Genomic DNA, 21,725 nt, shown 5'->3' with positions numbered 1-21,725 from the left:
AGTCCCTACCTTGGAGGAACCGTTGGAGTTCGACGTCCTTATCGAAATCCCGAAGGGCTCTCGTAACAAGTACGAGGTCGACCACGAGACCGGCCGTCTGCGGCTCGACCGGATGCTCTTCACCTCGACCCGCTACCCGGCCGACTACGGCTACGTCGAGGGCACGCTCGGCGAGGACGGCGACCCGCTGGACGCCCTGGTCATCCTGGACGAGCCGACCTTCCCGGGCTGCCTGATCAAGTGCCGCGCCATCGGCATGTTCCACATGACCGACGAGGCCGGCGGCGACGACAAGCTGCTCTGCGTCCCGGCGACCGACCCGCGCTGGGAGCACCTGCGCGACATCCACCACGTGTCGGAGTTCGACCGCCTGGAGATCCAGCACTTCTTCGAGGTCTACAAGGACCTGGAGCCGGGCAAGTCCGTCGAGGGCGCCAACTGGGTCGGCCGCGCCGAGGCCGAGGCCGAGGTCACCGCTTCGATCAAGCGTCTGGCGGAGCAGGGCGGCCACTGAGCCGTCGTTCCGATCTCATTCGATCGAGGACGGTTCGAGGCAGGTCGGGACAGCCCGGGGCCGGGGTTCGCGGATTGCTCCGCGGGCCCCGGCCTCCGTCGTGTCCGGAGGCGGGACGGTTTGCCGACACCCGTCGGCATGACGCGGATCCGCGCCACCGGGAGCCGGCGCCGCGGGTCGCCCGGGCCCGGGTGGAACACCGGGCCCGGGCGGGCTTCCGGGCCTGGGTGGGCTTCCGGGCCCGGTCAGTCCTCCAGCCGGAAGCCGACCTTCATGCACACCTGGTAGTGCTTGATCCGGCCCTCCTCCAGGTGGCCCCGGACCTGCGAGACCTCGAACCAGTCGAGGTTGCGCAGCGTCCGGGAGGCCCGTTCCACCCCGTTGCGGATCGCGGCGTCGACGCTCTCGGTCGAGGACCCGACGATCTCGGTCACCCGGTACACATGGTCGGTCATGGCGGACTCCTCAGCTGTGCGACGGCCCCCGGTCCACCGTGCACCGGCCCGGGTCCGCCCGCACCCGGACGGGCGGCCGCCGACCGCCTCGGTCCTGGGGCGTGTCCGGCGGAAACGCCCTAGAAGGCCGCCCGCACCCCGCCGACCGGCACCCCGCCGCCGAGCAGCGGGGCGGCGCCTATCCGCTCGACGGTCTCCTCCGCCCCGGTCACCCCGAGCCGGCGCAGCGCGGCCGCCAGGACCGGGCCGCGGGCCCGCTCGGCGCCGTCCTCGATCTTGAAGGCCAGGGCCCGGCCGTCCGGCAGGGCGACCACCTGGACGGCCTCGGCGCCCATCTTGGACAGCGCGCCCGGCACCGCCCGCATCAGCCAGGTGTCGGCCCGGCGGGTGCCGGCCACGTACTCGGGGTGGGCGCGCATCGCGTCGGCGACGCGGCGCGGCTCGGTGCCCTCCGCGGCCAGCACCAGGCCGCGGTAGCCGCGGGCCAGCCCGGTCAGCGACACGGCCAGCAGCGGCGCGCCGCAGCCGTCCACCCCGGCGTGCGCGGCGGTCTCCCCGGTGGCCTCCTCCAGGGCCTCACGGGCCAGCCGCTGGATCGGGTGGGCCGGGTCGAGGTAGCTCGCGGTGTCCCAGCCGTTGGCCGTGCAGGCGGCCAGCCAGCCGGCGTGCTTGCCGGAGCAGTCCATCAGGATCGGGGCGCGCCCGCCGCCGGCGGCGAGCAGCAGTTCCGCCTCGGTGTCGTCCAGCGGCAGGTCGGCCGGGGTGCGCAGGGCCGACTCGTCGAGCCCGGCGGAGCCGAGGATGCTTCGGACACCATCGAGGTGAAACGATTCTGCGGAGTGGCTGGAGGCCGCCAGCGCCAGCATCGCGCCCTCGATCGCCAGCCCGGCCCGCAGCGTGGCCACCGCCTGGAACGGCTTGGCGGTCGACCGCGGGAAGACCGGGGCGTCCGGGTCACCGAGCGCGAACTCGACCGAGCCGTCGGCCGCGAGCAGCACCAGGGAGCCGTGGTGGCGGCCCTCGACGAAACCGGAGCGCACGACCTCGGCGAGAACGGGCGCGGTGGCGGGCAGGGACATGGCGGGTGAGCCTTCCGGGGCGAGGGTGGGCCGGGCGGGAGCAGGGCCCACCGCCCGCGGCGACTCACCCGGTCAGAGCGGCCCCCCTGCGAGCAGGTCGTCGACCCGTGCTTCCCCATCACGGTACCTGCGGGTGATCTCGGCACTGCAACCGTCGGCCGTGCGCAGCAGCAGCCGGCGCCGCCCGGACACCTCCCGCTCGTGCGCCCGCAGCCGCTCCAGCGCGGCCAGCAGCTCCTCGGCCGGGTGCGCCGCCAGGTCGGCGAGCTGGACGTCGCCCATCAGGGCGTCCGCCTCCAACCGGGACTCCTGGGTGCGCGGCGGGCCGAGGGTGACGTGCCGGGCCGAGCGCCGCACGGTGGAGGGCGCGTCGGTCAGGATGGCCGGCAGCCGGTCCAGCAGGTCGCCGGGGAGCGGATCGGAGCCGGACGGGTCGGCCGTACGGACCGGGCCCACGCCGGGCCGCCGGTCGAGTTCGGCGCGCAGGATGTCCATCCGCCCGTGCAGCAGCCGCCGCAGGTACGACAGGTCGGCCTCCTGCTCCAGGGTCTCCCGGCGCAGCACCCGCAGCTGCTCCAGACCCAGCCGTTCCAGGTCGGGCTCGTCACCAGCACCCGCCACCGGGCCGTGCGAACCCCCGGGGGCCCGCACCGCCGGCCCGGACCGGTCCCGCGCCGCGCTGCTCGCGTCCATCACCCAACCACCTGACGTCGTCCGATCCCGCCCGCTCGCGGCGCCCCGTCCCTGCCGCCGGTCCGGCCCGTCCCCCGACGGGCCGCGCGTCCCGTCCACCGGCACGCCCCGGGTACCCCGGAGGCTCCGGTCACGTGCCGCGACCGCCCACCGGGGCGGTGCTGCCGGACGCCTGACCCACCGGCTCGACCGCCCGGCCGAACCCGGCCCGGCGCGGCGGACCTCCTGGCGCCCCGGACCCTTCGTACGGTCCACCAGCGTGCCACCCCGCCCGGCGCACGCGCACCGCCCGTGCACCCGAACGGCCCCCTGGCGAACAGGGGTGGCTGATATGACCGGACCTTTCCGCAGGGAGAGCGGCGCCCGATTCAGCGCAGGCGCGCACCCCAGGGCGTGCACAGCCGCTGTACGCGCCCCTGGTGTGCGCCCCGGGGCGGCGGCTGAGGGGGCGGCGAAGGAGGCCGCCGGGGCGTACGGGACGGGTGCGGCGCGGACCCGGGAGCACGGCGGGTGCGGGGGGGGTGCGCGGGGGCGGGGAGAGGGCGGACGCACGGGGCCGCCACCGGCTCGGGGGCGCGACGGGTGCGCAGGGGGCGCGGATGCGGCGGATACGGGCCCCCAGGGGCCCTCCGGGGGCCGTACGGCCCTCCGGCACAATGGCGGCATGCGAGCAGTGGTGCAGCGAGTGACCGAGGCCCGGGTGACCGTGGCCGGTGAGACCGTCGGCGCGATCGAGGGGCCGGGGCTCTGCGTCCTGGTCGGCGCCACCCACGACGACACCCCCGCGAAGGCCGCCCAGCTGGCCCGCAAGCTCTGGACGCTGCGGCTGCTGCCCGCGAACGAGGAGGGCGTCGAGCAGAGCTGCTCGGACCTCGGCGCCCCGCTGCTGGTGATCAGCCAGTTCACGCTCTACGGCGACGCCCGCAAGGGGCGCCGCCCCACCTGGAACGCCGCCGCCCCCGGCCCCGTCGCCGAGCCGCTGGTGGACGAGGTGGTGGCGCAGCTGCGGGCACTGGGCGCCAAGGTGGAGACGGGCCGGTTCGGCGCCGACATGCAGGTGGCGCTGGTGAACGACGGCCCGTTCACCGTCCTCGTCGAGGTCTGAGCGGCCCCTTCCGCCCGCCCGCTACTGCGGGACGATCACGTCCTGGGTGCCGGGCACCGTCCCGGCCAGCAGCACGGCGTCCACCGGAACGTTCCGCTTCACGATCGCCAGCGCGATCGGCCCCAGCTCGTGGTGCCGGGCCGAGGAGGTCACGAAGCCCAGCGCCCGCCCGTCCGGGTCGGTGGCCAGCCGCACCTCGGTCCCGTGCGGGGGCAGCGACTCCTCGGTGCCGTCCAGGTGGAGGAAGACCAGCCGACGCGGCGGCCGGCCCAGGTTGTGCACCCGGGCGACGGTCTCCTGGCCGCGGTAGCAGCCCTTCTGCAGGTGGACGGCGGTGCGCAGCCAGTCCACCTCGTGCGGGATGGTCCGGTGGTCGGTCTCGAAGCCCAGCCGGGGCCGGTGGCCCTCGATCCGCAGCGCCTCGTACGCCCAGACCCCGGCCGCCGGGCCGAACCCGGCGGTGAGCCGCTCCAGCTCGCCGCGCGGCACGAACAGGTCACGCCCGTACGGGAGTTCGCGGACGGCGGCGGCGCCCTCGACCGAAGCGGTGGAGCCGGCCGGCAGGTGGACCACGGCGTACTCGGCGGTCGCGTCGGCGACCTCCACCCGGTAGAAGAACCGCATGCCGTCCAGGTAGGCCACCAGCGCCTCCTGGGTGCCCGGCTCGACGTGCGCCCAGGTGGTGGTGCCGTCGTCGACCAGGTAGAGCGCGTGCTCGACGTGCCCGTTCGGGGAGAGCACCAGCGCCTCGGCGGCCTGCTGCGGCGGCAGCTCGCTGACGTGCTGGGTGAGCAGCAGGTGCAGCCAGGAGAGCCGGTCCGGGCCGGTCACGGTGACCACGCCGCGGTGCGAGAGGTCGACGAAGCCGGCGCCCTGCGACAGGGCGCGTTGCTCGCGGAAGATGTCGCCGTAGTGGGCGGCGACCCCCTCGTCGGCCCCCTCGGCGGGGACGGCTCCGGGCAGGGAAAGCAGCGGGCTCTTCAGACCGGTCATACCGGCCAGCTTACGACCGGTCCCCGGCGGCCTCGGCGGCGCAGTCGGCACAGCGGCCGAAGATGGCGAAGTGCTTGAGGTCGGTGTCGAAGCCGTGCCGCTCGCGCAGGCTGTCGATCAGCGGCTGGGCGATCTCGGTACCGGTCTCGGTGACCTTCTCGCAGTCCCGGCAGACCAGGTGCAGGTGGTGGTGGCGGCCGGCCAGGTGGTAGGTCGGGGCGCCGTGGCCGAGGTGGGCGTGCGAGACCAGGCCCAGCTCCTCCAGCAGCTCCAGGGTCCGGTAGACGGTGGAGATGTTGACGCCGCTGGCGGTCCGGCGGACGTGGCAGAGGATGTCGTCGGGGGTGGCGTGGTCGAGCTCGTCGACGGCCTCCAGCACGAGCTGGCGCTGCGGGGTGAGCCGGTACCCGCGTTCGCGCAGGTCGGCCTTCCAGTCGTCGGAGAGGTGCCAGTCGCCGGAGAGCTGCCAGTCGGTGGTGCCGGTGTCCGCCACGGTACTCGTCCCTGCCAATGGTCGGGGGTCCTGAGGCAAGTGTAGGGACCGGCCGCGGGCCGGTCCCTACCTCGTGCACGGAAGTGCCGGTCGTGCGACCGGTCGCGCCACCGGCCTACGTGGACCGGCGACCTACCTGAACCGGCGGCCCACGTGAACCGGCGGCCTACTTGAAGAAGGCGATGCCGTCGTCCGGCAGGTCGTTGATGTCCTTGATCAGCTGGGCCGGGCTGAGCACCTTCTTCAGCTGCGCGGACATGTACGGGCGCAGCGGCACGTTCGGGGCGGCCTTCTCGCCGACCCAGAGCAGCTCGCCGTTGACGAAGCCGTACAGCCGCTTGCCGCCCGAGTACTCCGGGGAGCCCTCGATCCGGGCGACGGCGTCGGTGGAGACGTCGACCTGGGGCTTGCCGTCGGCCAGCTCGCCGTACCAGATCTCGACCGTGCCGTCGTCACGGACGGAGGAGATCTCGATCCCCCGGGCACCGCTGGTGCCGTCGTGGTTACTGGTGATGCGCCAGAACGCGTGCTCGTTCTCCAGCGGACGGACCTTCTCGCCCTCGCTGTTCAGCACCCAGGTGCGGGAGCGGAACTCCAGGAAGGGGCGGCCGTCGTGGCGGATCACGATCTCCTGGCCGAAGTTGCACTTCTCCGTGCCTGGGCCGCTTTCATCCGGGAGAGGGGCGAAGACTCCCGCGCCCTCCCAGGTGCCGAGGAGGAAGGCGAGCGGGACGACGTCCTTGTGGAGGTCAGAGGGGATCTCGATCATGTTCCTGGTCGCTGTTCTCGTCGGTGTGGGCCTGCCTCAACCGTACGGCAGGCTCAGCGCTGGCCCTGGTACAGCTTCATCACGGAGAAGATGGCGAACCAGGTGATCAGCACGGCCATGAGGGCCAGCAGACCGTCGAAGAAGATTTCCAGACCGGACACGGGTGGCTCCCAGGCGGCGACAGTGTGGTGGATTGTGCTCCGCTTACTCTATCGGCCGGGTTCCGGCCGGTCGCGGTGAGCCCCACCACGTCGCGCTTCGCGCCGTCTTCCGGCGGCTGCCCAAGCTTTGCCCAAGGGTTCCGGAGATGCCGGACGGCGGGAGCGGCGGGACCTCTAAGGTGGCGCCATGTCGAAGAAACTGGTCATCAAGGTCACCGCAGGGGCGGACGCGCCGGAGCGGTGCTCGCAGGCGTTCACGGTGGCGGCGGTGGCCGTCGCCAGCGGGATCGAGGTCTCGCTCTGGCTGACCGGGGAGTCCTCCTGGTTCGCGCTGCCGGGCCGGGCGGCGGAGTTCGAACTGCCGCACGCGGCGCCGCTGCCGGACCTGCTGGAGTCGATCCTGGCGGCCGGCTCGGTGACGCTCTGCACCCAGTGCGCGGCCCGGCGCGGGATCGAGCAGAAGGACACCGTCGAGGGCGTCCGCATCGCGGGCGCCCAGGTCTTCGTCAGCGAGATCATGGCGGACGGCGTCCAGGCGCTCGTGTACTGACGTCCGCCGTCTGACGTCCACCCTCTGAGGCCCGCTGCCTGAGGCCCACCGGCTGGGGCCCGTCGACTGGGGCCCGTCGACTGGGGCCCGCCGGCGCTTCCGGGCCGGGCGGGGCTACGGGCGCTGCTCGTGGTCGGGGCGGTCCCGGTCGTGGCCGGGCTCGTCCCACTTCGGGTCCTCCCAGCGCGGGTCGTCCCACCAGTCGTCCTCGGGGTCGCGCTTGTTGGCGAACACCGCGGCGGCGGGCGGGATGACCATCGCGACCACGCACATGCCGATCGCCGCGCCGACCGAGAAGAACCGCACCACGCCCCAGGCCATGACGAACAGGCCCAGGCACACGCCCATCATGGCGAAGTAGTAGCGACGCCGCCGCCTTGCCTGCACCCCTCCACGGTACGGCCGAGGGCCCCTGCACGGCAGGGGCCCTCGGGGTGGTCCGGAAGCTTCGCGGCTCCGGTCAGACCGCGATCGCGACCTCGACGGCGGTGCCCTGGGAGGCCACCACCTGGCGGTCCACGGTCTGGCCTGGCACCAGCGCGCGCAGGGTCCACTTGCCCGGGCGGGCGAAGAACCGGAACTGGCCGGTCGCCGAGGTGGGCACCTCGGCCGTGAACTCGCCGCCCTCGTCCAGCAGCCGGACGTAGCCGTTGACCGGCTCACCGTCGCGGGTCACCGAACCCTGGATGATCGTCTCGTTCGCCACGTCAACTCCTGCCAGGTCCGGGCCGCCGGCCTTCGCACCGCACATGTCTGTACTTCCCTTCTGACTTACGGGCTGAGCCGGGGCTCAGTTGCTGCCGAGCTCGATCGGCACGCCGACCAGGCTGCCGTACTCGGTCCACGAGCCGTCGTAGTTCTTGACGTTCTCCTGGCCGAGCAGCTCGTGCAGCACGAACCAGGTGAGCGCGGAGCGCTCGCCGATGCGGCAGTAGGCGATGGTGTCCTTCGCCAGGTCGATGCCCTCGGCCTCGTACAGCGCCTTGAGCTCGTCGTCGCTCTTGAAGGTGCCGTCGTCGTTGGCGTTCTTGGCCCACGGGATGTTGCGGGCGCTCGGCACGTGGCCGGGGCGCTGCGACTGCTCCTGCGGGAGGTGGGCCGGGGCCAGCAGCTTGCCGGAGAACTCGTCGGGCGAGCGGACGTCGACCAGGTTCAGGTTGCCGATGGCGGCGATCACGTCGTCGCGGAAGGCGCGGATCGAGGAGTCGGCGGCCTGCGCCGTGTACTCGGTGGCGGCGCGGGCCGGCACCTCGGCGACCAGGTCGCGGGAGTCCAGCTCCCACTTCTTGCGGCCGCCGTCCAGCAGGCGGACGTCGCCGTGGCCGTACAGCTTGAAGTACCAGTAGGCGTACGAGGCGAACCAGTTGTTGTTGCCGCCGTACAGGACCACGGTGTGGTCGTTGGCGATGCCCTTGGCGCTGAGCAGCGCCTCGAAGCCGGCCTGGTCGATGAAGTCGCGGCGGACCGGGTCCTGGAGGTCCTGCTTCCAGTCGATCCGGACGGCGTTGCGGATGTGGTTCTTCTCGTACGCGGAGGTGTCCTCGTCGACCTCGACGATCACGACCTTCGGGTCGTCCAGGTGGGCCTGGACCCAGTCGGCGTCGACCAGGACGTCGCTGCGGCTCATGGTGGTGTTCTCCATCCGAGGGCGGTTGTGCGGAAGGTGCTGCTCAGGAGGGTGCTGCAGGGGCCCGGATGGGTGCGGTCCGAAATCCTGTCCGAATGATGGGACGACGGGCGGACCGGCGCGGCCGGGCGGTGAACTGCGGAGTACATCGGCGGCCACCCGCTCACAGAGCCGGGCGCGATCGCCGGGAAGATCGGCGGCGGGCGTCAACTGCCCAGCCGGGGCGCCGAGTCAGCGCATTCGACACAGACAGGCGGCCACGCGGCACAGGTCTACCGCCCGCCGCTTCGTGAGGTCCGTCTGTCGCTTCATGCCGACGATGCTAGGGACACCGGAGGCCCGCTGTCATCAGCGTATCGAATGGTGGGATCCAAACAGCCGCATGGTGGGATTCTGCCCCGGATCGGCCTACCGGGGCCCGCCCGGAGGCCCTCCGACGGCACCCACGGGGCGGAAACGGCACCGCTCCGCGGTCCGCGCTGGACAGCGCGTCTCGCGGAGCGGAACGATTCGGCGGCACCGGGAACGGCCCGGCGGCCGGGATCGGAAAGCGGGATCGGAAAGCGGGATCGGAAGGCGGGATCAGGAAGCGGGACCGCCACCGGGCCGGGGATCAGCCCAGGAGCTTGACGTCCTTGCCGTCGAAGGACAGCTGGAGGCCCTCCGGCAGCGGCGTCACACCACCGCCGCCCTCCTTGTCGGCCAGCTTCAGCCCGGCCGGCAGCGTGTCCAGGATGAAGCTCATCGGCTCGAGCTGCTGACCGGTCGCACCGGCCACCATCCCCGCCAGCGAGCTCAGCCGGAAGCCGTCCACCGTGACGGTGTTCCCCTTGTTGTGCACGGTGCCCTCGCCGATCGCGACCGGCCCCAGTGAGGCCTTGACCTTGCCCGGACCGGCGTAGGCCAGGGTCAGCCGCGAGTTGCCGCCCACCGGCAGCTTGGCCCCGTGCAGCAGCTGGGAGGCCGGCGGCAGCAGCTGCCCGAGGTCCTGGTAGGAGATCACCCCGCTGCCGGTGCCGCTGTCCACCATGGCGTTGCTCATGCTGTCGCTGACCTTGACGCCGGAGAGCCGCGCCTCGAACGAGTGCAGCGCCACCCGGTGGCCGCCGTCGCCGACGGTCAGGCCGTCGGAGGAGATCCGGACGTCGTCCAGCTTCTTCGACAGCACCTGGGTGAGGAACGGGAAGCCCTCGATCGAGACGTCCGGGCGCTGGCTCATCCGGCCGCTCTTCACGATCCGGTCCGCGGCCTCGTCCTCGGCCACGCCCACCGCGATCCGGTCGGCCCCCAGCAGCAGGCCGGAGAGCACCGCCAGGCCGATCGTGGCCTTCAGCCATCCGCGCATCGTGTCCCCCGTCGTCGCCGCTCGCTGTGGTCGTCGTTCGCTGTGGTCGTTCGTCGCCGAAATCGTTCGCCGTGGGTGGTTCACCGTGGGTGGTGCGCCGTGGGTGGTTCACCGTGGGTGGTGCGCCGCGGGTCGTTCGCCGTTCCGCGGCGGACGCGGGACACGTCCGCCCTCGCACGACCGTACGACGTCCGGCCCCGGAACATGGTTCCGGGGCCGGAATCCGACCTGGCGACGACCCGGCGGAACGGTCAGGCCAGCAGCTCGGTGGCGATCCAGATCAGCGGCGCGGCCACCGCCAGCGGCAGCGCCACGCCCGCCGTCATGTGCACGAAGCGGGACGGGAAGTCGTACGCCGCGACCCGGCGGCCGACCAGCGCACCCAGCCCGGCCAGCGCGCCCAGCGCCACCGGCGCCCCGACCAGCAGGCCCAGCACCACCGCCGCGGCCAGGCCCAGCACCGGGCCCAGCTGCTTCGGCCCGGGCAGCGGCGCCGCGGCCAGCAGGGTGGCCAGCGCCACCGCGCCCACCGCGGCCGGCACCCAGTCGGCCAGCAGCAGCGTGGTGCACAGCACCGTCACCACGGTGGCCGAGCCGAGCACGGTCAGCGCGTAGAACCGCTCCTTCGGGTCCGACGGACGGAACGTCTGCAGCACCAGGACGAGCAGGAAGAAGCCGCCCAGGGTGCCCACCACGGCCGCCACGCCGCCGTCGGAGTCCGCCAGCAGCACCGCCACGTCCGCGGTGAAACCGGCCAGCGCGGCGAGCAGGATGCCCTGCCGGGCCGGCCACATGCCGTTCAGCCGGAACCAGCCGGCCGCCGTCAGCAGCTGGAGCAGCGCGACCACCAGGGCCAGCGCGACCTGCCCGAGCGCGGCACCGCCGGCCAGCAGCGCCGCCGCGCCGGCGGTGATCAGGGCCGGCTGCAGGCCCGGGTCGATGATCGGCGAGCCGGTCCGGCCGCGCGGGCCCGCGGGCGGCGCGGGCCGCGGCGGGACGGGTGCGAACGGCGCCGCGGCGGGGACGCCCAGCGGGCCGGGGGCCCCGGCCTGGCCCGGCGGGCCGGGGACCATCGGGCGCTTGAGCGTCATGGTCGGCGGATCGAAGGCCTCCGCCGGCTGCTGCCCGGGGGCCGGCTGCGGTGCGGGAGCCGACTGCGGCGCGGGGGCCGCGTGCCGGGCCCGCGGCCTCGGCGGCTGCTGGAGCTGGATCGTCGGGTCCGGCTGAGGCTGTACCGGCTGCTCCGGCTGCCGACGCCGCTGCTGCCGCGACTGCTGGGGCTGCTGGGGCTGCTGGGGCTGCTGGGCAGGCTGCGGCTGCTGCTGCTGGAAGGAATGCTGGGGCTGCTGGAACGACTGCTGCGGCTGCTGATGCTGCCGGGGCTGGTGCGGCGCGACCGGCATCGCACCGGACACCACCACCGGCGGCAGCAGCGTCGTCGCCTCGGCGTCGTCCAGGGCCACCACCGGCGGCAGCAGCGTCGTCGCCTCGGCGTCGTCCAGGGCCGGCACCGGCGGCAGCAGCGTGGTCGCGGCCGCGTCGTCGAACGCGGGCACCGCCGGCAGCACCGCGGTCGCCGCCGCGTCGTCCGCCGGGTAGCCGTACGGCGGCTGGTGGCCGGGCCGGCCGGGCTGCTGCGGCGGGAAGTACTGCTGCGGCTGGGGGTGCTGCTCTGCCTGCGGCGGGTACGGCTGCTGCTGGTGAGGGTGGGGCTGGTGAGGGTGGGGCTGGTGGGGCTGGGCCTGCTGGGGCTGAGGCTGGGGCTGGTGGGGCTGCTGCGGCCACTCGCCGTAGCCGCCGCGGTTCGGGTCGTTCGGGTTGTTCATGTCCGTCACGCCGCTCACCCTCCCGCGAACGGGGGGAGGACCTCCACCGTCCCGCCCTCGGTCAGGACGACGGTCGCGTGGTCGCGGCCGCCCACCTGGGCCCCGTCGACCAGGTACGAGCAGTGCCCGAGCAGCCGGACGAACGCCGGCCGGTCGGCGTGCCGCTCCCTGGCCGCCGTCAGCGCCTCGGCCAGGGTCGCCGCCTCGTACGGCTCCTCGGCCAGCCCGGCCTCGGACTTCGCCGCCGCCCAGTAGCGGATCGTCCCGCGCACCCGGGCGCCGCTCGCGGGCTCGGTGGTCGCGCCCATCGGGCCACCCCTTCTCGTCGTCCTCGCCCGGTCCCGGTGCCCCGGTCCGGCTCGCCACCGCGACGGCCGCCCGACCACCCGAACGATGGATCCGAACAGCGCCTTCGATGTGCGCCCCCATGATGGCGTGTCCGCCGCCACGAGCGGCAATCGCCCTGGCCGGGCCGGACCCGGGGAACGCGCCGGCCTCCCGCCGGTCCGCCCCCCGCGCGGCGCCGGACCGGCGCTCGAAGCTGTGTCCAGCCTCACCCGGCGCACGCCCGAATTGGGCGAACCGCCGGATTCCCGCACTCCCGGCGGCGGAGCCGGTCGGCTATCCTCGACCACCAAGAGGGATCCGGGCAGAGTCGCCCCCGGGTCCTTTTGTGCTTTCAGGACGCCAGTACGGACGTTCGTGCGATTCGTCGGCCCACCCCCGGCGCGCAGCAGGACCGCCCCGCCTGACGCGGCACAACGACGTGCCCCGGCCGGCCGGGGCACCGCCACCGGCACCGGGCCGCCACCCGGCACCGGACCAGACCGGAGGGTTCGCGGTGATGAACAGGGCAGAAACGGTGCGCCAGGGGTTGCGGGACCCCCGGCGAGCCCGCCGTCGCGCCCTGCACGCCGTCCGCTCCCTCGGTTCGCCGCGGCCGACCGTCGTCCTCCCCTCCCCCTCAGCACGTGCGCCATCCGGCTGTGGCGGCAGCCGTAACGCGACCGCGACGACCCGGAAAGGGGACCACCGGGCATGAGTTCTCTCCTCCTCCTCACCAATGCGCTGCAACCCTCCGCCGAGGTGCTGCCCGCCCTCGGACTGCTGCTGCACAACGTCAGGGTGGCTCCCGCCGAGGGCGCCGCCCTGGTGGACACCCCCAGCGCGGACGTCATCCTGGTCGACGGCCGGCGTGACCTGCCGCAGATCCGCAGCCTCTGCCAGCTGCTGCGCTCCACCGGCATCGGCTGCCCGCTGATCCTGGTGGTGACCGAGGGCGGCCTGGCCGCCGTCACCGCCGAGTGGGGCATCGACGACGTCCTGCTGGACACCGCCGGCCCGGCCGAGGTCGAGGCCCGGCTGCGACTCGCGCTCGGCCGGCTCCAGGTCGTCACCGACGACAGCCCGATGGAGATCCGCAACGGCGACCTCTCGGTCGACGAGGCCACCTACTCCGCCAAGCTCAAGGGCCGGGCGCTCGACCTCACGTTCAAGGAGTTCGAGCTGCTCAAGTACCTCGCACAGCACCCCGGCCGGGTCTTCACCCGGGCGCAGCTGCTCCAGGAGGTCTGGGGCTACGACTACTTCGGCGGCACCCGGACCGTGGACGTGCACGTCCGGCGGCTGCGCGCCAAGCTCGGCGTGGAGCACGAGCAGCTGATCGGCACCGTGCGCAACGTCGGCTACCGCTTCGTCGTCCCGGAGAAGCCCGAGAAGGGCGAGCGGCCGGAGCTCGCCCAGCGCCCCGCCACCCCCCTGGACGCCTGAGTCCGGGCCTGCCGGACAGCGCTCCGGAGCCGGGCGGGCCGTCCCCCGCCCGGCTTGTCCGGTTCCTCCCGGAGAGGCCCGTCGGCCTGCCGAACGGGGCCCCGGACCCCACTGCCGCCCCGGAGGCCACACGCGTAGACTCCCCCCGTGGCCAAAGTGACGCGCGACGATGTAGCCCGGCTGGCTGGTACCTCGACCGCGGTCGTCAGCTACGTCATCAACAACGGGCCGCGCCCGGTCGCGCCCGCGACCCGGGAGAAGGTCCTCGCGGCGATCGAGCAGCTCGGCTACCGGCCGAACAGCGTCGCCCAGGCGATGGCCTCCCGCCGCACCAACCTGATCGGCATGGTCGTCCCGGACGCCCGCCAGCCCTTCTTCGCCGAGATGGCGCACGCCGTGGAACGCGCCGCCTCCGAGCGCGGCAAGCTCGTGCTGATCGGCAACTCCGACTACGTGGACGACCGCGAGGTGCACTACGTCCGCGCCTTCCTCGGGATGCGGGTCTCCGGCCTGATCCTGGTCAGCCAGGGCCCCTCGCAGCGCGCCGCCGAGGAGTTCGCCGCGATGGAGGGCGCCAAGGTGGTGCTGCTGCACCGCCGCCCCGAGGCGATCGACGACGTCGCGGTGGTCACCGACGACGTCGCGGGCGCCGAGGCCGTCGTGCGCCACCTGCTGGAGGTGCACGGGCACCCGTACGTGGCCTGCTTCGGCGGCCCGGTCGAGTCCCCCGCTCCCGGCGACCCGGTCATCGACCACGTCGAGGGCTGGCAGCGCGCCATGGACGCGCACGGCGTCCCCAGCGAGCCGTACCTGATCGACGCGCCCTTCCACCGCTACGGCGCCTACGAGGTCGCGCTCGGCGTGCTCGGCTCGCCGGACCGGCCGCGGGCGATCTTCTGCTCCACCGACGACCAGGCGATCGGCGTGCTGCGGGCCGCCCGCGAGGTCGGCCTGCGGGTCCCGGAGGACCTCGCGGTGGCCGGCTTCGACGACGTGCCGGAGGCCGCGCTCGCCGACCCGCCGCTGACCACCGTCGCCTCCGACCGCGACGCGATGGCCCGGGCCGCGGTGGACCTGGTGCTGGACGACTCGCTGATGGTGCCCGGCTCGGACACCGAACGGGTCCGCACCTTCCCGTCCCGGCTGGTCATCCGCCGCTCCTGCGGCTGCGACGGCCCCGCCCCGGGCCGGTCCGTACCGGAGTAGCCGGTTCCGGCCGACAGGCGGGCTGACCAGGCTTTATGAGAATCGAACGGGCTTCTCTCCCCGTTCTGAGCCCGTTCTCATGAAGTCCTCATGCACCGGGCAGAGCTTGGTCGGCATGAGCGAACAGCAGCGGCACCCCGACGAGCAGTACGACCCGTACCAGCCCTACGCGCGGTACCAGCCCGACGCGCAGTACTCGCAGTACTCGCAGTACGAGTACGCGCAGGACGGCCAGCAGCACGCGCAGCACGACCCGCACCGGGCCCAGGAGCCCCGGGTGATCGAGGGCACCGTGCTCGGCAGCGGCCCGGCCACCGGCGGCCCCGACGCCACCGGCCCGGCCGGGTACGGCTACCGCGAGGACCACTCCGGCGGCGTCTTCGACGGCCCGCCGCCGCCCCCGCCCACCCCGCCCGAGCCGCCCACGATCCTCGGGCCGGGCTCCCCCGACGGCCCCGGCGACCACGGCAGCCGGGCCCGGCGCGGACTGCTGCGCGGCCGGCTCGTCCTGGTCACCGCCGTCGCCGCGATCGCCGCCGTCCTCGGCGGGGTCACCGGCGGCCTGGTCGCCACCGACCGGCACGGCTCCGACAACCGTGTCGGCACCACCGCCAGCCCGGTCTCCGCCCGCTCCGACGGCAGCGCCGACGTGGCCGCCATCGCCGCCGCCGTCTCGCCCAGCACCGTCCAGATCACCGTCAGGACCGGCAACGGCACCGCCACCGGCACCGGCGTCGTCCTCGACACCGACGGCCGGATCCTCACCAACTACCACGTGATCGACACCGCGACCGCCGGCGGCCGGATCACCGTCACCTTCAAGGACGGCTCCACCGCCCAGGCCACCGTCACCGGCACCGACAAGGCCCTCGACGTCGCCGTGATCACCGCGACCGGCGCGAAGAACCTCACCCCCGCCGTCCTCGGCGACTCCTCCACCGTGGCCATCGGCGACCCGGTCGTCGCCATCGGCAACCCCGACGGCCTCACCGGCACCGTCACCTCCGGCATCATCAGCGCCGAGAACCGCGACGTCACCGTCCAGCTCGACGAAGGCAGCACCAGCAACAACGGCGGGTTCGGCCTCCCCTTCCTGCCCGGCCTGCGCGGCACCGCCCCGCAGTCCACCAGCGGCAGCAGCACCACCTACAAGGCCTTCCAGACCGACGCCGCGCTCAACCCCGGAAACTCCGGCGGCCCGCTGATCAACGCCAACGGCCAGGTCATCGCCATCAACTCGGCGATGTACGCGCCCGGCGGCTCCGGCACCTCCGGCGGCGGCTCGGCCGGCAGCGTCGGCCTCGGCTTCGCCATCCCGATCAACGACATCAAGCAGGTCCTGCCGAAGCTCGAAGCCGGCCAGAACCTGTGAGCCACACCCGCTGAGACGGACAATTGCTCCCAGCAGGCCCTCCACCCGACGAGAAAGGGCACCCGCCCATGACCCCGTCCGCCGACGACCGCACCACCGCCGAGGCCGCCCACGCCACCGCCCGGCTCCTCGTGGTCGACGACGAACCCGCCCTCCGGGACGCCCTGGAGAGCAGCCTCGCCTTCGAGGGATACGAGGTCGCCACCGCCACCGACGGCTACGAAGCCCTGGAATCCGTCGAACGCGACCGGCCCGACCTCGTCCTGCTGGACATCATGATGCCCCGGATGGACGGCCTCACCGCCGTCCGCCGGATGCGCTCGCGCGGCGACACCGTCCCGGTCCTGATGCTGACCGCCCGCGACGCCGTCGGCGACCGCGTCACCGGCCTCGACGTCGGCGCCGACGACTACCTCGCCAAGCCCTTCGAGCTCGACGAACTGCTCGCCCGCGTCCGCGCCCTGCTGCGCCGCAACGCCCTCGCCGCCGAGGCGGCCGCGCGCGCCGCCGTCGTCGAGGACGAGACCGAGGTGCTCTCCTTCGCCGACCTGCGGATGAACACCGCCACCCGCGAGGTCACCCGGGCCGGCAAGCCGATCGAACTCACCCGCACCGAGTTCATGCTGCTGGAGATGTTCCTCGCCCACCCCCGCCAGGTCCTCACCCGCGAACAGATCCTCAAGGCGGTCTGGGGCTTCGACTTCGAGCCCTCCTCCAACTCCCTGGACGTCTACGTGATGTACCTGCGCCGCAAGACCGAGCAGGGCGGCATGCCCCGCCTGATCCAGACCGTACGCGGCGTCGGCTACGCCCTGCGCCAGGCCGCCGGCGCGAGCGCGTGAACAACGTTCCGCCCCCTCCGCTGGCCCCTCCACAGATCCGGCCCCGCACACCCGGCCGCCGGCAGCGCCTCCTCCACTGGTTCCGCTCCCGCTCGCTGCGCAGCCGCCTCACCTTCCTGAGCGCGGCGGCGGTGGCGGTGGCGATCGCGCTGTCGGCACTGGCGTGCTGGTTCATCGTGGAGAAGCAGCTGTACGGGCAGGTGGAGACGGAGCTCCGCAACGCGCCGCAGCCGCGCGGGGTGTTCATCCATCTCCCCTGTCCCAGCACTCCCGAGGCGGCCCTCCAGCAGGTGCAGTCCGCCTTGCCGGAAGTGACCGGTGGCCCCGTTCCCCGCGACACCCAGTACGTCGTGACGGATCCGACGCAGGTGTGCCTGCCTCCGAACGCGACCAGGGCGATCGAGCTCCAGAAGGACGACGCCCAGGCACTCCGGCTCAAGGGCAACCAGTCGATCATCCGCGACGGCCGCTACACCAACGGCGATCCCGCCATGGTCCGGATCTCGGTCGGCCGTCCGACGTCCGGTCCGCCCGTACTGGTCATGGTCGCCACCCCCACCCAGTCCGTCGAGGACGCCCTCCAGGGCCTCGCCATCCTCCTCGGCTCCGTCTCCGTCGGCGGCATCCTGCTCGCCGCCATCGCCGGCCGCCTGGTCGCCCGCTCCGCTCTGAAGCCCGTCGACCAGCTCACCGACGCCGTTGAGCACATCGCCCGGACCGAGGAGGTGGGCACCACCATCCCGGTCCACGGGGACGACGAGATCGCCCGGCTCTCCACCTCCTTCAACTCCATGAGCACCGCCCTCGCCAACTCCCGCGAGCGGCAGACCCGGCTGATAGCCGACGCCGGGCACGAGCTCCGCACCCCGCTGACCTCCCTGCGCACCAACGTCGACCTGCTGATCCGCAGCAACGACACCGGCCGCCCGCTGCCCGCCGCGACCAAGACCAAGCTGCTGGGCAACATGAAGGCGCAGATGCAGGAGCTCACCGTCCTGATCGGCGACCTGCTCCAGCTCTCCCGCCCGGACACCCCGAAGAGCGGCCCGGCCCTCACCGTGGTCGCCCTGCACGAGATCGCCGGCCGGGCCGTCGAGCGGGCCGAGCTGCGCGGGCCCGGGCTGGTCTTCGAGACCGACACCGAGCCCTGGTACGTGCAGGGCGACGCGGCCGGGCTGGAGCGGGCGGTGATCAACCTGCTGGACAACGCGGTCAAGTACAGCCCGCCCGGCGGCACCATCGAGGTCCGGCTGCGCCGGGGCGTGCTGACCGTCCGCGACCACGGCCCCGGCATTCCTCCGGACGAGCTCCAGTACGTCTTCGACCGGTTCTGGCGCTCGCCCTCCTCCCGCCAGCTGCCCGGCTCCGGCCTCGGGCTGTCGATCGTCGCGCAGAGCGTCCGGGAGGCGGGCGGCGAGGTCACCCTCGGCCCGGCCGCCGACGGAGGTCCGGGCGCACTGGCCACCGTCCGGCTGCCCGGCGGCCCCGCCCCGGAATGACGGAGGGGGCGGGCGGGGCGCCCCGACAGCGCCCCACCCGCCCCCTCCTTGGGCCGGCTCACGGTCAGTCGATGTCGCTGCCCGGGCCGATGACCTTGATCCGGTCCTGCGCCGGGGCCCGCAGCGGCGCGCTCGCCGAGCTGTGGGCGCCCAGGTAGGCCGTGAAGACGTCCAGGTCCGAGGCGCCGACCAGCTTGTCGGTGCCGGCCGCGAAGGCCGGGAATCCGTCGCCGCCGCCGGCCAGGAACTCGTTGGCCGCGACCCGGTAGGAGGCGGCCGGGTCGACCGGGGCGCCGTTCAGCCGGATCGAGTCCACGACCACCCGGTCCGCGCCGGTCTTGCGCATGTCCAGGGTGTAGTGCAGGTTCGAGGACACCTGGAGGACCTTCGGCGCGGCGGCGTTGGAGCCGCTCACCTGCTGCTGGAGCAGCTGGATCAGCTGGGCGCCGGTCAGCGTCTTGACCTGCATCATGTTGGTGAACGGCTGGACGGTGAACGCCTCGCCGTAGGTCACCACGCCGTCGCCCTCGCCGCCCGAGGCCTTGTGGACCAGGTCGGAGCGGATCCCGCCGGGGTTCATGAAGGCGACCTGCGCGCCGCCCTTGTCGGCCGGGGCGAGCCCGGCGAGCTGCGCGTCGGCGATCACGTCACCGAGCGGCTTCTCCGGGTCGCTGTTGCCACGGCCGTTGATGTCCGAGGCGATGTAGCCCACCGGGCGGTTGGCGATCGGGGCGGCCAGCTTGGAGTAGTGGTCGATCAGCGCCGTCATGTCGGGCGCCTTCTCGGCCGTGCGGCGCACCACGTGGTTCTCGGCCTTGACCGAGGGACGCACGATCTCGCCGGTGGTCTTGTCCAGCTTCATGTCGATCTCGGTGAAGAGCCGGCCGAAGGAGGCGGCACTGGTGACCGAGCGCGGGACGCCGTTGGGGTCGGGGATGCTGCAGGCGTACGCGTTGTGGGTGTGGCCGGTGACGATGGCGCCGACCGCCGGGTCGATCTTCTTGGCGATGTCGACGATCGGGCCGGAGATGCCCTGGCCGGCCGCGCCGCAGTCGTAGTTGTAGACGGTGCTGGCCGGGTAGCCGCCCTCGTGGATCAGCGCGACGATCGAGTTGACGCCCTTGGCCTTGAGCTCCGCGGCGTACTTGTTGATCGTGGTGACCTCGTTGGCGAACTTCAGGCCCTTGACGCCCTCGGCGGTCACGATGTTCGGCGTGCCCTCCAGGGTGACGCCGATGAAGCCGACCTTCACGCCCTGGGACTTGGTGATCCAGTACGGGGCCAGCAGCGGCTTGCCGGTCTTCTCGTCGGTGACGTTGGCCGACAGGTAGTTGAAGTTGGCGCCCTTGAAGGTGCGGCCGGGCTCGTAGCAGCCGTCGGTCGGGTGGCAGCCGCCGTCCTGCATGCGCCGCAGCTCCTGCGCGCCCTCGTCGAACTCGTGGTTGCCCACGGAGGTGACGTCCAGGCCGAGCTTGTCCATCGCCTCGATGGTCGGCTCGTCGTGGAAGAGCGCCGAGGTGAGCGGGCTGGCGCCGATGATGTCGCCGGCCGCGACGGTGATCGAGTCGTCGGCCGGGACGCGCGCCTTGCGCAGCTCGGTGGCCAGGTACTCGATGCCGCCGGCCGGGGTGGCGACCTCCTTCCCGGTGGCCGGGTCGATCTCCTTGACCGTGCCGGACGAGCCCGCCGGGGGCTCCAGGTTTCCGTGGAAGTCGTTGATCGCCAGCAGCTGGAGGTTGACGGTCTTGTGGCGCTTGGCGTTGGCGTCGGCGGCCTGGGCGGCCGTCGGCACGACCACCGTGCCGAACAGACCTGCGGCGGCGACGACGGCGAGCGCCGTCCGTCGGGATCTGACGGTGAGCATGAAGGGTTCCCCTGCACCTTGGAAGGAGTACCGGCTGTGGACAGCATCGGCGTTCGGTCATGTGTTGCGACTGCGAAGCCTATGGTCAACGCGCGTAGCTGTCAGGACGTCGAACGTAACGAGAGGATTACCTACTGACGAACCATCGCCGTCCGCCGGGTGCGGAGCCTGCGGAGAGAGGCTCCCGAGAGGCCGCTCAGACCCCCGGCTCGGCGGCCAACTGCCGCTCCGCACGCACCCGTTCGGCCACCGCGTCCTCGGTCATCGCCCGGTCGGTGTAGACCAGCGGGCGCTCGGCCTCGGTGATGATGTGCTTGACCACCTGCACGTTGCCGTTGACGTCCCAGACCGCGATGCCCGGCGACAGGGTGGGGATGATCTCCACCGCCCAGCGCGGCAGACCCAGCACCCGGCCGGTGGACCGCGCCTCCTCGGCCTTCTGCATGTAGATCGTCCGGGTGGACGCCATCTTCAGGATCGCCGAGGCCTCCTTGGCGGCCGCGCCGTCCACCACGTCGGACAGGTGGTGCACCACCGCGACGAAGGACAGGCCGAGCCGGCGGCCGAACTTCAGCAGCCGCTGGAACAGCTGCGCCACGAACGGGCTGTTGATGATGTGCCAGGCCTCCTCGACCAGGAAGATGCGCTTCTTCCGGTCCGGCCGGATCCAGGTGTGCTCCAGCCACACGCCGACGATCGCCATCAGGATCGGCATCGCGATCGAGTTGCGGTCGATGTGCGAGAGGTCGAAGACGATCAGCGGCGCGTCCAGGTCGATGCCCTCGGTGGTCGACCCGTCGAACATGCCGCGCAGGTCACCGTCGACCAGCCGGTCCAGCACCAGCGCCACGTCCAGGCCCCAGGACTGCACCTCGTCCACCGCCACGCCCAGCGACTCCACCGAGGACAGGTCGGGGTTGCGCAGGGTGTCGATGATGTCGTCCAGCACCGGCTGACGGCCCTTCACCGAGGCCACCACATGGGCGTGCGCCGCCTTCAGCGCGAAGCCGGCCCGCTCCTCCAGCCCGCGCCCCATCGCCACCTCGACGATGGTGCGCAGCAGCGACAGCTGGCCGGTCTGGGTGATCGCCGGGTCCAGCGGATTGAGCTTCACCCCGCCGTCCCGGGCCGCCATCGGGTCCAGCCGGATCGACTTTATGCCCAGCGCCTCGGCGATCAGGTTCCACTCGCCCACGCCGTCCTCGCCCTGCGCGTCCAGCACCACGACCTGGCGGTCACGGAACCTCAGCTGCCGCAGCACGTACGTCTTCTCCAGCGCCGACTTGCCGTTGCCGGACTCGCCGAGCACCAGCCAGTGCGGGGCGGGCAGCTGCTGCCCGTACAACTGGAACGGGTCGTACACGTACCCCTTGCCGCTGTACACCTCGCGGCCGATGATCACGCCGGAGTCGCCCAGCCCGGGCGCGGCCGTCGGCAGGTAGACGGCCTGCGCCTGACCGGTGGAGGTGCGCACCGGCAGGCGGGTGGTCTCCACCTTGCCGAACATCAGGCTGGTGAACGCATCGGTGAGGTTGCCGATCGCCATGGGCGGCCTCCTGACT

23 protein-coding genes are annotated in these 21,725 nt (G+C 73.0%); 8 read left to right on the top strand and 15 right to left on the bottom strand.

From position 1 onward, the window contains the following. The first annotated feature begins 22 nt into the window (after positions 1–22). Positions 23–514 carry an inorganic diphosphatase gene (locus ACFWP2_RS34410; protein ID WP_030059594.1) on the top strand — a complete coding sequence of 164 codons (492 nt, stop codon included), beginning with the start codon at positions 23–25 and terminating at the stop codon, positions 512–514. A 245-nt stretch (positions 515–759) separates the two neighbouring features. On the opposite strand, the gene ACFWP2_RS34405 is transcribed toward ACFWP2_RS34410, so the two are convergent. The 3 genes from ACFWP2_RS34405 to ACFWP2_RS34395 all read right to left on the bottom strand — a co-directional run bounded on the left by ACFWP2_RS34405 (position 760) and on the right by ACFWP2_RS34395 (position 2,741). Then, positions 760–969, bottom strand: coding sequence for a dodecin (locus ACFWP2_RS34405; RefSeq protein WP_360353677.1), 210 nt, complete (start codon positions 967–969; stop codon positions 760–762). Between the two features lie 119 nt (positions 970–1,088). Then, the gene (locus tag ACFWP2_RS34400; protein ID WP_380458888.1) at positions 1,089–2,048 is read right to left on the bottom strand and encodes an asparaginase; all 960 of its coding nucleotides are present in this window, start codon (positions 2,046–2,048) and stop codon (positions 1,089–1,091) included. 72 nt (positions 2,049–2,120) lie between these two features. Further along, a complete protein-coding gene (locus ACFWP2_RS34395; protein WP_380458885.1) occupies positions 2,121–2,741 on the bottom strand; it encodes an ABC transporter substrate-binding protein in 621 nt (206 codons plus the stop codon). A gap of 664 nt (positions 2,742–3,405) precedes the next feature. Here ACFWP2_RS34395 and dtd point away from each other — a divergent pair. Then, positions 3,406–3,846, top strand: coding sequence for a D-aminoacyl-tRNA deacylase (dtd, locus tag ACFWP2_RS34390; protein WP_380458882.1), 441 nt, complete (start codon positions 3,406–3,408; stop codon positions 3,844–3,846). Positions 3,847–3,867: 21 nt separating this feature from the next. On the opposite strand, the gene ACFWP2_RS34385 is transcribed toward dtd, so the two are convergent. From ACFWP2_RS34385 to ACFWP2_RS34375, 3 genes are all read right to left on the bottom strand, one after another. Next, positions 3,868–4,830 carry a YgfZ/GcvT domain-containing protein gene (locus ACFWP2_RS34385; RefSeq protein WP_380458954.1) on the bottom strand — a complete coding sequence of 321 codons (963 nt, stop codon included), beginning with the start codon at positions 4,828–4,830 and terminating at the stop codon, positions 3,868–3,870. A 19-nt stretch (positions 4,831–4,849) separates the two neighbouring features. Next, positions 4,850–5,332: a Fur family transcriptional regulator gene (locus ACFWP2_RS34380; protein ID WP_380458879.1), complete on the bottom strand. Its 483-nt coding sequence runs from the start codon at positions 5,330–5,332 to the stop codon at positions 4,850–4,852. A gap of 166 nt (positions 5,333–5,498) precedes the next feature. Then, positions 5,499–6,101 (bottom strand): FABP family protein, encoded by a 603-nt coding sequence (locus ACFWP2_RS34375; RefSeq protein ID WP_380458876.1) that lies wholly within the window; start codon positions 6,099–6,101, stop codon positions 5,499–5,501. 348 nt (positions 6,102–6,449) lie between these two features. Here ACFWP2_RS34375 and ACFWP2_RS34370 point away from each other — a divergent pair, with 348 nt between their 5' ends. After that, on the top strand, positions 6,450–6,812 hold the full coding sequence (locus tag ACFWP2_RS34370; protein ID WP_030059603.1) for a DsrE family protein: 363 nt from the start codon (positions 6,450–6,452) through the stop codon (positions 6,810–6,812). Between the two features lie 114 nt (positions 6,813–6,926). On the opposite strand, the gene ACFWP2_RS34365 is transcribed toward ACFWP2_RS34370, so the two are convergent. The 7 genes from ACFWP2_RS34365 to ACFWP2_RS34335 form a co-directional block, all read right to left on the bottom strand. Further along, positions 6,927–7,199 carry a DUF3099 domain-containing protein gene (locus tag ACFWP2_RS34365; protein ID WP_380458872.1) on the bottom strand — a complete coding sequence of 91 codons (273 nt, stop codon included), beginning with the start codon at positions 7,197–7,199 and terminating at the stop codon, positions 6,927–6,929. Positions 7,200–7,272: 73 nt separating this feature from the next. Continuing rightward, a complete protein-coding gene (locus ACFWP2_RS34360) occupies positions 7,273–7,563 on the bottom strand; it encodes a DUF1416 domain-containing protein (RefSeq protein ID WP_030059605.1) in 291 nt (96 codons plus the stop codon). A gap of 39 nt (positions 7,564–7,602) precedes the next feature. Then, the gene (locus ACFWP2_RS34355; protein ID WP_380458869.1) at positions 7,603–8,439 is read right to left on the bottom strand and encodes a sulfurtransferase; all 837 of its coding nucleotides are present in this window, start codon (positions 8,437–8,439) and stop codon (positions 7,603–7,605) included. A gap of 231 nt (positions 8,440–8,670) precedes the next feature. Continuing rightward, complete coding sequence (locus ACFWP2_RS34350; RefSeq protein WP_350517234.1) at positions 8,671–8,751, bottom strand: Ms5788A family Cys-rich leader peptide; 81 nt, start codon at positions 8,749–8,751, stop codon at positions 8,671–8,673. Between the two features lie 301 nt (positions 8,752–9,052). Further along, positions 9,053–9,784: a DUF2993 domain-containing protein gene (locus tag ACFWP2_RS34345; protein ID WP_380458867.1), complete on the bottom strand. Its 732-nt coding sequence runs from the start codon at positions 9,782–9,784 to the stop codon at positions 9,053–9,055. A 251-nt stretch (positions 9,785–10,035) separates the two neighbouring features. Next, positions 10,036–11,619 carry a hypothetical protein gene (locus ACFWP2_RS34340; protein ID WP_380458865.1) on the bottom strand — a complete coding sequence of 528 codons (1,584 nt, stop codon included), beginning with the start codon at positions 11,617–11,619 and terminating at the stop codon, positions 10,036–10,038. Positions 11,620–11,624: 5 nt separating this feature from the next. Further along, positions 11,625–11,918, bottom strand: coding sequence for a MoaD/ThiS family protein (locus ACFWP2_RS34335; protein WP_380458863.1), 294 nt, complete (start codon positions 11,916–11,918; stop codon positions 11,625–11,627). 730 nt (positions 11,919–12,648) lie between these two features. Between ACFWP2_RS34335 and ACFWP2_RS34330 the strand changes: the two genes are divergently transcribed. The 5 genes from ACFWP2_RS34330 to ACFWP2_RS34310 all read left to right on the top strand — a co-directional run bounded on the left by ACFWP2_RS34330 (position 12,649) and on the right by ACFWP2_RS34310 (position 18,299). After that, positions 12,649–13,380 (top strand): response regulator transcription factor, encoded by a 732-nt coding sequence (locus ACFWP2_RS34330; protein WP_380458861.1) that lies wholly within the window; start codon positions 12,649–12,651, stop codon positions 13,378–13,380. Between the two features lie 147 nt (positions 13,381–13,527). After that, positions 13,528–14,586, top strand: coding sequence for a LacI family DNA-binding transcriptional regulator (locus ACFWP2_RS34325; RefSeq protein WP_380458859.1), 1,059 nt, complete (start codon positions 13,528–13,530; stop codon positions 14,584–14,586). A 115-nt stretch (positions 14,587–14,701) separates the two neighbouring features. Further along, positions 14,702–15,958, top strand: a complete 1,257-nt coding sequence (locus ACFWP2_RS34320; protein WP_380458857.1) for a S1C family serine protease — start codon at positions 14,702–14,704, stop codon at positions 15,956–15,958. Positions 15,959–16,026: 68 nt separating this feature from the next. Next, the gene (locus ACFWP2_RS34315) at positions 16,027–16,800 is read left to right on the top strand and encodes a response regulator transcription factor (RefSeq protein ID WP_380458855.1); all 774 of its coding nucleotides are present in this window, start codon (positions 16,027–16,029) and stop codon (positions 16,798–16,800) included. Beyond that, positions 16,797–18,299 (top strand): ATP-binding protein, encoded by a 1,503-nt coding sequence (locus ACFWP2_RS34310; RefSeq protein ID WP_380458853.1) that lies wholly within the window; start codon positions 16,797–16,799, stop codon positions 18,297–18,299. Before ACFWP2_RS34315 ends, ACFWP2_RS34310 begins: the two co-directional genes overlap by 4 nt. 64 nt (positions 18,300–18,363) lie before the next feature. On the opposite strand, the gene ACFWP2_RS34305 is transcribed toward ACFWP2_RS34310, so the two are convergent. Both ACFWP2_RS34305 and ACFWP2_RS34300 read right to left on the bottom strand, forming a co-directional pair. After that, positions 18,364–20,163 (bottom strand): bifunctional metallophosphatase/5'-nucleotidase, encoded by a 1,800-nt coding sequence (locus ACFWP2_RS34305; protein ID WP_380458851.1) that lies wholly within the window; start codon positions 20,161–20,163, stop codon positions 18,364–18,366. 196 nt (positions 20,164–20,359) lie between these two features. Further along, complete coding sequence (locus ACFWP2_RS34300) at positions 20,360–21,709, bottom strand: ATP-binding protein (protein WP_380458849.1); 1,350 nt, start codon at positions 21,707–21,709, stop codon at positions 20,360–20,362. Positions 21,710–21,725 lie beyond the last annotated feature (16 nt).

The sequence above is a fragment of the Kitasatospora sp. NPDC058444 genome (assembly GCF_042721415.1).
Taxonomy (GTDB): Bacteria; Actinomycetota; Actinomycetes; order Streptomycetales; family Streptomycetaceae; genus Kitasatospora.
Note: the sequence above shows the minus strand (reverse complement) of the source record. Positions and strands in the feature narration are given on the sequence as shown.